The 12942-nt window shown below is 59.8% G+C and carries 6 protein-coding genes; 1 reads left to right on the forward strand and 5 read right to left on the reverse strand.

Going from position 1 to position 12942, the window contains the following annotated elements; genetic code table 11:
- Positions 1-189: 189 nt before the first annotated feature.
- The 4 genes from H8B15_RS11800 to H8B15_RS11815 form a co-directional block, all read right to left on the reverse strand.
- Positions 190-3753 carry a reprolysin-like metallopeptidase gene (locus H8B15_RS11800; protein ID WP_187319893.1) on the reverse strand — a complete coding sequence of 1188 codons (3564 nt, stop codon included), beginning with the start codon at positions 3751-3753 and terminating at the stop codon, positions 190-192.
- 273 nt (positions 3754-4026) lie between these two features.
- Positions 4027-5982, reverse strand: a complete 1956-nt coding sequence (locus tag H8B15_RS11805) for a DUF3857 domain-containing protein (protein WP_187319894.1) — start codon at positions 5980-5982, stop codon at positions 4027-4029.
- 4 nt (positions 5983-5986) lie between these two features.
- On the reverse strand, positions 5987-8026 hold the full coding sequence (locus H8B15_RS11810) for a DUF3857 domain-containing protein (protein ID WP_187319895.1): 2040 nt from the start codon (positions 8024-8026) through the stop codon (positions 5987-5989).
- Between the two features lie 203 nt (positions 8027-8229).
- Positions 8230-10281, reverse strand: a complete 2052-nt coding sequence (locus tag H8B15_RS11815) for a DUF3857 domain-containing protein (protein ID WP_187319896.1) — start codon at positions 10279-10281, stop codon at positions 8230-8232.
- Positions 10282-10548: 267 nt separating this feature from the next.
- Between H8B15_RS11815 and H8B15_RS11820 the strand changes: the two genes are divergently transcribed.
- Positions 10549-11655 (forward strand): glycoside hydrolase family 43 protein, encoded by a 1107-nt coding sequence (locus H8B15_RS11820; RefSeq protein ID WP_187319897.1) that lies wholly within the window; start codon positions 10549-10551, stop codon positions 11653-11655.
- Between the two features lie 4 nt (positions 11656-11659).
- On the opposite strand, the gene H8B15_RS11825 is transcribed toward H8B15_RS11820, so the two are convergent.
- Positions 11660-12850 (reverse strand): MFS transporter, encoded by a 1191-nt coding sequence (locus H8B15_RS11825; RefSeq protein ID WP_187319898.1) that lies wholly within the window; start codon positions 12848-12850, stop codon positions 11660-11662.
- Between the last annotated feature and the right edge of the window lie 92 nt (positions 12851-12942).

Raw genomic sequence — 12942 nt, forward strand, 5'->3', positions numbered from 1 at the left:
GTTTGTAAAATGGTGAAGTGGTGAAATGGTGAGTTTTGCTGTTCTGTCATCCTAAGTGCAGCGAAGGACCTTCTCACGTCAGAATGACAGTCGTAACAACGACTCGCTCTAGCGTGAGAAAGTCCTTCGCTGCACTCAGGATGACAGAACAATAAAACTCACCATTTCACCATTTCACCACTTCACCATTTACTCCTTCACCAACTTCACTACCGACGTGCCTTGCGGCTGCATGACGCGTAGTTGATAAATGCCTACGCTAAGGGCGCGTAAATCCAGGGTTTGTTGCAAGTTATTGCCCGCTTTGGCAAAGGTGCGCGTCAGCACATTGCGGCCCAAGGCGTCGAATACCTGCACCTGTACCCCGCCGGTATGCGCATTGTTCAGCTCCAATTTGAACAAGCCGTTGCTGGGGTTGGGATATACTGTTAACCCTTTCAGGACTGGCGCGGTGGCGCTGGCAAGCGTTACGCTAGCAACGGCCTCGTTGGAGTAGGACGAATTGCCTATGTCGTTTATAGCCCGGATGCGGTATACGTAGCGGCCAGTGGCAGAAACCGCATCGGAGTAAGTGGTCTGGTTGGCGGCAATGGTGGCAATGCGCTGAAAATTGGCGTTGGTGGTCAGAGAGCGTTCCAGCTCGAAGCCGGTTTCGTTATTAGCGTTGTCCTGCCACTGTAGGCCAATGGTAGCCGTACTGCCGCTGGTGCCACTGAGGTAGGCGAGTAGGCTGGTAGGCGCAGCGGGTGGGGCTGGCACCGTACACAACTCCAATGCCCAGCCTGTAAGCGTGCCGCCATTGCCAGCAGCAGTATCGGTAATGCGCAAGGTCCACGTGCCGTTAGCGGGCGCGTTCAGCAACTCGGCCAGCGAGGTAGCAGGGCGGTAGGTGCCGCCCGCGTTCAGCGGACAAGCAAGAGCTGCTGTAGCCTGCTCATCCAGCGACAAGTTGAGGTTGGCCGTGCCTGCGCACAGAGTAGCCAGCAGCACGGCCGAGCGGCCAGCCGGGTTGGTTAGCGTTACCGTCAATTCGCCTACGTTGGGATGGGTAATGGCCAGATTAGTAATGCGAATAGCCGATACCACGTCCGTCGAGCTTACTTCCACCGTCGAAGAAACGGAGGCATTCGCCGTTTCCGGAATCGTGACGGGCACTTGCGTGGCCGCATAAGGCTGGCAGGAGACTACCCCCGTGCGGAAAGCCGTGGCTGCCGAATAGGGTGCCGCGCCACAAACGTTGCCACCGCGCACGCGCCAATAGTAGGTGGTGCCCGCCGTTAGGGGAGTGGTAGGAGTGAAGCTAGTGGTAGTGCCCGACGCTATATTCTGAGTGAGCACCACATTGCTGAAAGCGGCGTCGGTGGCTACTTGCACAGCATACGCAGTGGCATTGGGCACGGCCTGCCACGTAAAGACCGGCCGCGTGGTTGTCACCGCATTGGTGGCCGGCGCTACGGCTACGGCCGCTTGCGTGGCCAGCGGCGGCACCACCACGCGCACCACCTGATTCTGCACTACCCCACCGCTAGTGCCCGTGAGGGTAAGTGTGTAGGTGCCGGGCGTGGTAGTAGCCGCCGCCGCAATGGTGGCTACTGCCGTGCCACCCGCTGCTACGCTGGCGGGCGCATAGCTAACACTAAGGCCACTGGGTAGCCCGGTAGCACCCAGCACTACAGTACCCGCAAAGCCTTGCGCCTGCCCAATACTCAGGCTCACGGGCACGCTGGAGCCGGGGCACACCGTCAGCAGATTGCTTGCAATGCAGGCCGTATTCAGGTAAAAGGTAGGCGCCGTAAGCGGCCGAATAGTGAAGTTCTGGTTGGAAATATCGAAGAACACGTTGCCCGTAGCCTGCACTTTAATACGCGCCAGCGCTGTGTTGGTGGCAGCGGGTACCGTCACCGATTCGCAACCGTCGTTGGGGGTAGCGGCCAGCAGCACGGTTGGGAACGTGAGGCCTCCATCGGTAGATAAGAGAATGTCCACGTTGGCAGCGTTGATAGGCGACTGCGTGGTATTGGCTACATCCCAGGTTACTTGTTGGGGCACTCCAGCCTGCCAGGTGGTAGCCGTGTTGGGCGTAGTCACCACAAAGGGGCCGGCGGTACCAATCACAGCTACGTTCATGGAATCGTACTCCACGCCGCCCCCGCCATTCCGGTTGTCGCGCGCCACAAACCGAAAGATCAGGCGCCGCGCATAGGTTGGCAGCACCTCCCCAATGGTTGTGGTGTTATTCACCAGGTCCGACACCCGCGGGAACGTGCGGCTGGCACTCGGGGTAGGCTCAAACGATCGGAAAATGGGCGCATTGCCCTGTGGCGCAGTAGGCGTACCGACTGGCCCGAGGTTGTACTGCTCCCACGTGTAGGTCAGGGCATCACCATCAGGGTCGGTGGCCGAGCCCGTAAGCGTGAAAGGCGTACTGATAGGAATGCGGTAGTTGGCGCCGGCATTTACGGTAGGTGCCTGGTTGCCGGTAGCGGTAACAACGGCGCAGTTGCCAGCTCCGGTTACGTGGTTCAGAATCTGGTCGTAGCTGCGCGAGTGGAAGTAGGGAATGCTGTTGGCCTGTAGGTTGTCGTTCCCGCAAATACCCGCGTAGGCCATAATCGTGACACCACTACCCGGCTCGTAGGCCGAGGAGGCAGAACGGTTGCCTCCCCCACAGTTGCCGGCTTGGCTATTAAACGTATGGTCGGCACCAAACTGGTGGCCCATCTCGTGGGCCACAAAATCCACATCAAAGGCGTCGCCCACCGGATTTGGCGAACCCGTCACGCCCATGGCCTTGCGGCCCGCCACGCACACCGAGCCCAAGGAGGCAATGCCCCCGCCGCCGGTGCTAAATACGTGTCCAATATCGTAGTTGGCCGAGCCAATGCTATCCGTCAGAACAGCTTGGTTCTGGCCCAGCATGGTTTCACCGTCGTTGTTGGTGTATCGGTCGGTGGAGTCGGTGAGAAAAATCAGACGGTCGTTGTTAGCAATCAGCACCATCCGAATGGCTAATTCACGCTCGTAAATCCCATCCACGCGGTTCACGGAGGTGACAATGCCGGCCAGGGCGCCCTCCTTCGTACCGCCTTTGGTAGCCGCGTACTCACCAGTGCAAGCCACCGCCAGCCGGTAGGTGCGTAGCTGGCTACCGTTGGGTCGCTGGAGAGCAGCAGAGCGGTTTAGAGCAGTAGCAGTCGTGCGGCTCAGGCCATCGGGCGTGTAGCACACAGCGCCCAGCGCCGAGCGGCTCATGCTGCTCTGGTCAAATACTAGGTGGTTTACCGTGTCGCCGGGCGCGGCCGGATCGATATACACCGTGCGGCCAGCTGCCAGAATCTGGGCATGAAAACCCGCCGGCGACACATCGAGGCGCGCCGTGGCTGTGGGGTCGTCTATACCCTGGGCCACATAGGTCCGAATGCGAGGATAGCGCGCCGCCAGCGCCGGCGCCATCACCTGCGTGGCTGCCACCCGAAACCGCTGGGAGGTGCCATCGGGTAGGGGCAGCGACACCACCGTACCCGACTGTCGGGCAGCCGCGCTGCGCTCGGCCGGAGCAGCGCGCAAGGTGCTGCGCACCGTGCCCAGCTGCACCGTCACGGCCCGGAAGCGGCTCAGGGCCAGCGCATGTTGCTTGGGCACTACAGCCGGGGAGGCATCGGCCCACAGTACGCGTTGCGCCGTGGCCGGTAGTAGGCCTGCCAGTAAAAACAGGCCGCTCAGCAGCCCGCGTCGCAGGGTAGAAGTTTGCATCAGGTAGAGAAAAGAAGGAAGGGTAGGAAGAACAGGGAAAACGAAAATAGCAACACCTCAACGTCATACGTCATCTACTCGACCAACGGCGCCTAAACAACGACTATCCGGGTAGAAGATAGAGCGTTTTCGGCTGCGCGGGAAGATGATGTGTAATAAATAACATTGCGCTAGTGCAGGAGCTACGTAGCAGACAGCCTCGTTGGTCGTGCAGGGTATAAAAAAAGTCTGACTGCCAGCGGCAGCCAGACTTTTCAAAAATAAACAAGTAGACTATACGTCCGTCTTCAGCAGCACAATCTGCGCCTTGTCAGCCGCGCTGATTTTGCGGCGAAACTCCACATAAGCCGGGTAGTCTGCCTTGGCGAAGCGCGTACGGGGCATTTGCAGCTGACGCACATACTGCAACGTACCATCAGGCAGAGTACGCAGCTGGGCTGAGTACGTGCCGAAAGCCGTGGTAAGCTGCACTGGCGCCGGCAGGTTTTCGGGTTGTAGCCCAGCCGGCACATGAATGCGTACCGTATCGGCGTAGGTGTAGGCGTGGCTCAGCCACACATCTGACTGGCGGCCGCCCACCGGCACAGCCATGGCGGGTAGGCGACTGAGTAGGTTGGGCGCCAGAAACAGGCGCTTGCCACTCACCGACGCGAAAGTAGGCAGCGTAAGGTCCAGCTTCTCCGTTACCATAGGTAGGGCCTGCTGGCGGTTGGCCGTCAGGTTGAATTTCGTGATGCTGAAGTTGTTCAGGGTCAGGCTTTCCGTGATGTATTTCTTCTGCTGAGCTGGGTCCAGCCCATCAAGCATAGCGCTGAGGCGGTCCTGCTCCAGGCCAGTGTAGGCCGTGCGTACGGCGGCTGTGGCTTTACCCTGGGCATCCAGATACACATCGGCCAGCCGCTCGCGGCGGTTTTCGCGCACGCCGTAGGTAGGGGTGCGCACCAGCTTACCACCCTGCGGGGTGAGCAGCAGCGCGTGGCGGTTGCCTGTGAAGCTGCCCATGTAGCCAAACGGCGCCGTTTGGCTGGTGCATTCCAGCCACACCGTATCGGCCTTGGCGGTTTTGGTGGCAGCCAGCGGCACGCACAGTATCACGTGGTTGAACTGGGTGCTGGGAAACTCGGTGTGAATGTCGGGCGCGTCGGCGCGCACCAGGGCACAGTAGCCCGTAATGCCAGCCGCCTGCAACAGCGCCATGCCGTAGTTCGATAGGGCTTTGCAGTCGCCGTAGCCGTTGGTGCTCACCGCCGAGGCCGGAAACGTTTGCCACCCACCCAGCCCCAACTGCACCGAAATGTACCGGGTATTGGCCTGCAAGAATTCGTACACTTTTCGAATGCGGGCGCGCTCGTCTTTCTCGTCCTTCACCAGCGCCGCCACGCGCGCCCGCAGGTCATCGGGCAATACGTCGCGGCCCTTGTTCAGCTCGTAGCTCCACTGGCCCAGCTGCTGCCAGGAAGCAGCGCTTCCGGCATGACCCTGTACCTCAAAGGCAGCAGGCGCTGTCACTACTATCGGCGTCAGTTCACGCAGGGGCGGACCATCCGGCTCGCGCTCTATGGCGGCCAACCCCTTCACTTCCCACTGATACACTTCCTGCCCGCCCTGCTGCGAGCGTGCGGCCTGCACGCCTTGGGGCAGGTGTCGCTCCTGGTAACGTAGGGGTAGGGCCGTGGGCGTCAGCACCCGGAAAGTGGCGTGCTCTACGGCCAACTGGGGCTCGTCCTGCGGATCCCAGGTGCTATAGAACAACGAGTTGTCGGAAGTGATTTCGTAGTCGAACTCCACCGTATAAGGGTAGGCCGACTGTTGCAATTTGGCCAGCCGGCCGCGGTTGTCGGTGGCCAAGCTAAAGCCGTCGGACAGGCCGTAGTCCTTCACGTCGGAGGCACGCAGGGAGCGAATTAGGCGGCCGTCGGCATCGTACACAGCCCCGCGTAGGTAGTTGATGCTGTTGAGCTGATCATAGGGCACCAGCAGCTCGGCCCAGTCGGCGCCGGCGCCGTCTAGGATGGTGATGGCGCGGTGCACCGTACTCACTGTGCGGCTCACCGACTTCACCACCAGCGTTTCGTCGTAGGCGCGCACCACGCCGTGGGCATTCTCGCGTAGGCTGGCCGATAGGTCGCTCACCGGGTATTTGGGCGCCGGCGCGGCCCAGGCAGTGCTGCTTAGCAACAGGCCGATGCTCAGTACAGTAGCCCGGCAGGATAGGGGAAAGTAGCGCATCGGCTTACGATTTTTTCTTGAGCACAATTTGCTCGGCCTGCTTGGCCAGCAGGCGCGAGTAGAAGTCCCGCAGCGCTGCATACTCTTCGGCCGAGTACACCGTTTTGCGCAGGTTCATGCGGGTCATAATCTGCAAGGAGTTCTCGCCGGGCGAGATGGAGTACATAAATCGGCCGCCGTTGTCGGGCAGGTCTACCACCAGCGGTTTGGGCATCTCCTCTACCGCATAGCCGGCGGGTAGGGCCAATGTCACCAGATTGGTTTCGTCCATTAGTGCGCCAAAATCCACCGGGAAACGACGGTCTTCGTGCAGAAATGGATTTTTGCTGTCGCTGAAATGCCGCATGGGATTGATGTATAGCATGTCGGCAGCCTGCTCGTTGCCGGCGCTGGTCAGCTCGTAGTCCAGGGAAAGCGGGGCCGTATAAGTTTCTTTTTCCTTGAACGCATATTTCGGAATGTCCCAGCCCTCGTGGCCCTTGGCCAATTCCTCCATAAACTTTTTCTCGCCCAGCTTCACTAGGCGCGAGCGGTGGTGGGCGCCCAGATAGCCGCCGTACTCTTGGTGCACCTGCCCGGTGTAGCCGCCCTTATCATCTAGTTGCAGCTGCACCTTGCGGTAGTCGATAAACCGGGTGAGGGGAGCAAGATCTACCCAACGCGACTGCGCCGCATTGGGCAGGAGCAGGCGACCCACACCATTCAGGCAGCGGCCAGGCAGGTTGCCGCAGGGCATAGCTTCTTCGGTGGCATCTACCAGCATCTCCTTATTGTCGGGTAGGGCCACGTGGGCAACCACATAGTTGAAGTTCGACAGCAGCGGAAAGAGCGTGTTTACGCGGCCGTGGTCGCGGGTGCTTAGGATAACGGGATGAGCCGTGAGGCCAGCGTCGCGCAGGGCACCTATTAGCAGCAGATTCACGTCGGCAGCACTCCCGTTATGCTGATCGTAGGCCCGGCGGGTAGTAGTGGTAGCGTAGAGGCGGTCTTGGTCGTTGTACTTCACCGAGTGGTGTACCAAGTGGCGTATGGCGGCCGTCAGCGCCGCCGGGTTGCCGGCGTGCTTGGCTTTGAGCGCTGCAATCTCCTCTTTCAAAAAGCTGGCGTGCTTTGCTTGGTTTCCAAAACTCTCCTCCGTCAGCAGCTCTTCATTAATTTTGTTCCAGGAATTGGCCATGTTATGGTATCCCTGGTTGGGCCACTTGGTACCCGCCAGCTCAAAGTCGATGCGGGCTATAAAGTCGCGCGAGGTGGTCATGTACGGCTCGTTGCGGAAGGCCGGCACATCTTTCATCACCCAGCGGTGGTTGGTCACGCTGGCCGATACCGTTTGGCTGCTGGCGCTGCGGCGGTTGCCATAGTCGTCAAAAGAGCCACCGGTGCTAATCGTATACTGCGTCTGGCCGGTAGGATGCTCACTAATGGCCAGCGGCTCGTAGCCCTGCATCAGCATTTTGTAGTCGAAATACTCCGGGATGCTGGCCCGGTACTCGCTCCAGCGCACAGGTATGCTTTCCTGGAACTGCCAATTCTGGAAGTTGAACAGAAAGTCAGAATTGACGGTGTAGGCGTACTCAATCACAGAACCTACGCGCACGTTGGGTAGTGTAAACTTGCGCACCGTCACGTTGGCCGATTTCTCCTCCCGGAAGGTATTTTCGCTGGCCAGCTTTTCTTTCACTAGCTGCCCGTTCACCATGTTGTAAGTGAAGCCGCGCAGGGTGCTCAGTTTCTCTTCGCTGGTGCCTTGATGATACAGCGGCACCTCCACCGTGGCCCGGTCGTAGGCCGATTTCTTCAGAATCTTGATGCGCGTGACGCGCTCAAATACAATTTTGAAGTCGCCGTTTGCTACGTTGAAGCGCGACACGCCGTAGTCGCACAGCACCACAGCCTCGGCGGCGCTGTCGGCCGCAAAGTTTTTCTCGTCCATGTCCTGCGGATCGAGCTTGCCGAACTTAATGGGCTCGTTCTGGGCCTGGGCAGTAAGGGCGAGGCCACTGGCCAACGCCAGCAGCAGGAAGCGGGGTAGTAATTTTTGCATAAGTAAGGAGGGTAGTAATTATTGTAGGCACAGGGAGCCACAGCCACGCGCCAATTAGGCGTGCAGCCGCAGAATATCATAGTTGCATAAGGTGTAGGGCAGAAAGCAGGGCGGCGGGTAGAAAACGGTTTGCGTTATTTCTCATTGCCAGCAGGATGACGAGACGCAAACTTGCGTCTCGTCATCCTGCTGGCGTATTTCTTCTACTTCCGTTGCAGCACCAGCATTTCGGCGTGCTTGGCAATGGCACGGCTGTAAAACTCGCGCAGGGCCGCGTACTCGGCCGGGCTGTAGCTGGTCTTGGTGAGTTGTAAGCGCGAGGTGATTTCCAGACGGTCAGGGGTAGGCTGGGCCACGTGGTAGAGAAACTTGCCTGCATTGCCGGGTAGGGCTAGGGTCAGGTCGGCAGGCTTCTCTTGCACCGTGTAGCGGGCTGGTAGGGCCAAGCTCACCACCTGCGTCAGCTCACGGCTGGTACTAAAATCGACGGGAAAAAACCGGTCGGCGTGGCGGAAAGGGTTAGTGGTAAGGCCAACCGTCTGCATCAGTGGCAGATACAGCGTAGCGGCCGGCGTTTCGGAGCCGGGTAGAGTCATGGCTACGTCCACGGCGAAGGCCTTTCTGGGGTCTTCCAGCTCCAGCAAGGTAGGCGGGGTAGTCAGCTGCCAGTCGGTCCAGCGGTGGCCCAGTTGGGTTTTATAGGCCGATTCGCCCTGGCTGAACACCTGTTGCCGGGCCGCCAGGCCAGCATAGCCACTGTACCCCTGGCGCATGGTACCGCGCAGCGTGCCCGTATCGTCGAGCTTGAAGTCAGCCTTGGTGTACTCCAGGTAGTTGCGGTTGCTGGTGAGGGGTAGCCAGGCACCGGTAGTAGTCAGCAGGCGGCCCTGCTCGTTGAGGCAGCGCTCCGGCAGCATCTCCATGGGTAGCAACGGCTCGGTGGCGTCCAGCAGCAATTCTCCATCGGGCAGCAGCACGTGGGCAATAGTGTAGTTGAACTGACTGAGCAGGGGCATATCCGTCACGATGCGGCCGTGGCTGCGCGTGCTCAGCAGCACGGGGTTAGCGGTCAAATCGGCCGCACGCAGCGTTTGCAGCAGCAGCAGGTTCACATCGGCCGAGTTGCCCTGGTGCTGCTCGTAGGTTTTGCGGGTAGGCTGCGACGTATAGAGCCGTTCCTGCCCGTTGTATTTCACGTGCTGCTGCACCAGCCGCAGCACGGCCTCGGCGCGGGCGTGGGCATCGGGTAGGCGGGTGCGCAGGGCCTTGGCCTCGGTTGTCAGCGGCGAATTCTGGTTGAGCACCGCGCCAAACCGCTCGTCGGCCAGCAGCGCCGCCCCTATCTTCTCCCAGGTATGCGACAGGTCGCGGAAGTCGTGACCTGTGAAATCGGAGCCGGCCAGCTCGAAGTGCACGCTGCGCATGTAGTCCTGCGCGGCGGCCATAAACGGCTCTTCCCGGAAAGCCGGCGCGTTTTGCAGCACCCAGCGCTTAGCCAGTGCCTGCGTGCTGATGCTAGTCGTTTGGGTAGGGCCCGTATTCACGGACCCATAACCCGTCTGTTGGTTCTGGTGGTAGCCGGTGCTGTAGGGCACCCACGCCTGGTCCTGGGTGGCAAAGGGCAGGTAGCCGTGCGTGATTTCCTTGTACCGGAAAAACGAGGGCAGGGCCACGCGGTACTCGCTCCAGCGCGTAGGAATGCGGTGCTGAAACTGCCAATCCTGAAGGTTGAACAGAAAATCCGACGTGATGGTATAGGTAAACTCCACCACCGAGCCTTCCTTCACGTTGGGTAGGGTGAAGGAGTAGAGCACGTGGTTTTTGTCGATTTTCTCGCTGAACACCCCCGAGCCGGGGTCGAGCTTGGTTTTCTCCACCTTGCCGCCTACCATATTATAAGTGAAGCCTTTCAGGTTGGAGAGCTTCTCGCGCTGGTCGTCGTCCACGTAGAGGGGCACGCGCACCGTGGCCCACTCGTAGCCGGCCTTACGCAGAATATGAATGCGCGTGGTGCGGTCAAACACCACCTGGAATTTCTCCGTGGCCCCCACAATGCGCGACTGGCCGTAGTCGCACAGTACCTCGGCTTCGGCGGCGCTATCGGCAGCCACAGGGGTCGGGCTGGGAGCAAAATCAGCGACCGATACGTCGCCGAAGGAGATGGGTGGCTTTAGGCCGGCCTTTTGTGCCATTGTTGGCCGGTAGCCACACAGTAGCCCCAGCAGCAAGCCACTGCCGAGTATAAAATGACGCATAATCAGGAAAAGTAGAAACGACTCGTAATAGCAACCAATTGATACTGATAGTCTAAGCCGATCTTATAAGGCAGGCTGTCTTATCTTCATCAAAGATGAAGATAAGATGATATTTAGCCAAATTTCTGTACTTTATTTGTGAGCTTGTGCTCTAAGTTTCACGCACAAATGCGCAGCTGCTGTGCAGAGCGCTAGTGGTCGTTTAGCGGCGGTTGCGCTGGTGTGGGTTTCGCGCCGTATTTTTCGACGAAGACATTATAGGGAAGTATGAACCGAAATAGGGTAGTAGCAGGCGTGGTGGCGTTGCTGAGTTTGGTGGGATTAGTGGCGGCACAACGCCACGGGGCACTGCCCAACGAAAAAAAGATGGGCGCCTACCTGTTCGTGTTCTTCACCGACCCCACGCACAGCCTGTTTATGGCCACCAGCCGCGACGGCTACACGTTCACGGCCGTGAACGAGGGCCAGCCTGTTATAGCCGGCGACACCATTGCTGAGCAGCGCGGCATCCGCGACCCGCACATCTACCGCGGGCCCGATGGTGCTTTCTATATGGCCATGACCGACTTGCACCTGTTTGCCAAGCAAAAGGGCTACCGCGCCACCACCTGGGAGCGCGACGAAAATGCCTACGGGTGGGGCAACAACCGCGGGCTGGTGCTGCTCCGGTCTACCGACCTCATTCACTGGACGCACCATGTCGTGCGCTTCGACAAGGCGTTTCCGGAGCTAAAAGATGTGGGCTGTGTTTGGGCACCCGAGACAATTTATGATGCCGCGGCTGGTAAGATGATGCTATACTTCACGATGCGCTTGGGCAACGGGCGCACTAAGCTGTATTACGCCTACACCGACGCGGCCTTTACCCGGCTCACCTCGGCCCCGAAAATCCTCTTCGAATACCCAAACCCCGAAATACAGGTGTTGGATGCCGACATCATCCAACTCCCCGATAAGCGATTTTGCCTAACGTACGTGGCGCAGGAAAAGCCCGGCGGTATCAAAATGGCGCTGTCCGACAGTATCCACAGCGGCTACCGCTACAACCCCGCGTGGGTAGACGCCGAGCCGGGCGCCTGCGAAGCGCCCAATATGTGGAAGCGCATTGGGGAAGATAAATGGGTGCTGATGTATGACGTGTTCAGCATTCAACCGCACAATTTCGGGTTCTGCCAAACCACCGATTTCGCTACGTTCAACGACCTGGGGCATTTCAACACGGGCGTGATGAAGGCCACCAATTTCACGTCGCCGAAGCACGGCACGGTAATTCAGCTCACGGCAAAAGAGGCCGACCGATTGGAGCGTTACTGGAAGAAAAAAGAAGACACCCGCCGTGCCGGTAGCGGCAGAAGGACTGCGGTAAAAGGGTAGGAGGCTACGCGACTTCTGAAGCTGGCCGGTGGCGCACGCCTACCCACAGATACACCAAAGCCACTAGCGTAACGGCGGCGCTCAGGCCGTGCACGTAGGGTAGGCGGGCGGGCGAGTTGGCGAAAATCCAACCGGCCAGCAGGGCGCCCAGGCCAATACCGGCTTCCAGGGCAATGTACATGGTGGCCACGCCGCGGCCGCGCCGCTCGGCGGGGCTCAAGTCAATGGTCCAGGCGTAGAGGGTAGGGGAGTTGAGGCCCGTGGCAAAGCCGTAGAGCACGGCCGACGCCAGCAGAAACGGAACCGAAGGCGCCAGGGCCAGCGCCACTAGGGCCACCAACAGCAGGGTAGTGGAAAAGCGCAGCACCGGCACCCGCCCGTAGCGGTCGGAGGCGCGGCCGGCCACCAGGCGCACCACCAGCGAGGCCACGGTGTAGAAGGTGAAAAACAGGCCTTTATTGCTGATGCCCAAATACGTGCTCTGATCGGGAATGACGGTGAGCACGGCCCCGTACGGAAACATGCACAGCAGGGTAGCCAACGCTGGTCGGAAGACGCGGGGCTCCAGCACCTCGTCCCAGCGCAGGCGCAACAGCTTGAGGCTGAACTTCTGGCGCTGCGCCGGGGGTAGGGTTTCGGTCATGGTGCCCTGCACGATAAGCGAGAGCAAGGCCGTGCCGGAAGAGCAGTAAAACAGCACGTTCAGCGAAAAATGCTCGGCCAGCAAGCCGCCCAGCGCCGGGCCGGCGGCCATGCCCATCGAGCTGGCCACGCCCAGCAGGCCCATGGCCTCACCCCGGCGCTCAAACGGAATAATATCCCCAATAAACGCCGCCGTGCCGGTGGGTTTGAAGCCCGTGCTAAAGCCGTGCAGCAGGCGCAGCAGTAGAAAGCCGCCCACTGTGGCCGTCCAGGGGTAGAAAAAGCCGCACAGAAAGCACACCAGCGACCCAAACACCATCACCGGAATGCGCCCCACCGTATCGGCCAGCTTGCCCGAAAACGGCCGCGACAACCCCGCCGTGACCGTGAACATGGCAATGATGTAGCCCTTATACTCGGCGCCGCCCAGGCTGGTGAGGTAGTCGGGCAGCTCGGGCAGCAGCATGTTGAAGCTGGCAAAAAACAGGAACGACGACAAACACATCAGCCAGAAACCGGCCGTGTACACGCGGGTGGGAGCAGCAGAGGACATAGCGCGCAAAGGTAGACCACGGATTCGCTCGGATTTGACGGATTACACGGATTTTGTGGGTAGGTAGGGTGAAATGGTGAATAACCTATTGG

It is taken from the genome of Hymenobacter citatus (genome assembly GCF_014333615.1).
Classification (GTDB): Bacteria; Bacteroidota; Bacteroidia; order Cytophagales; family Hymenobacteraceae; genus Hymenobacter; species Hymenobacter citatus.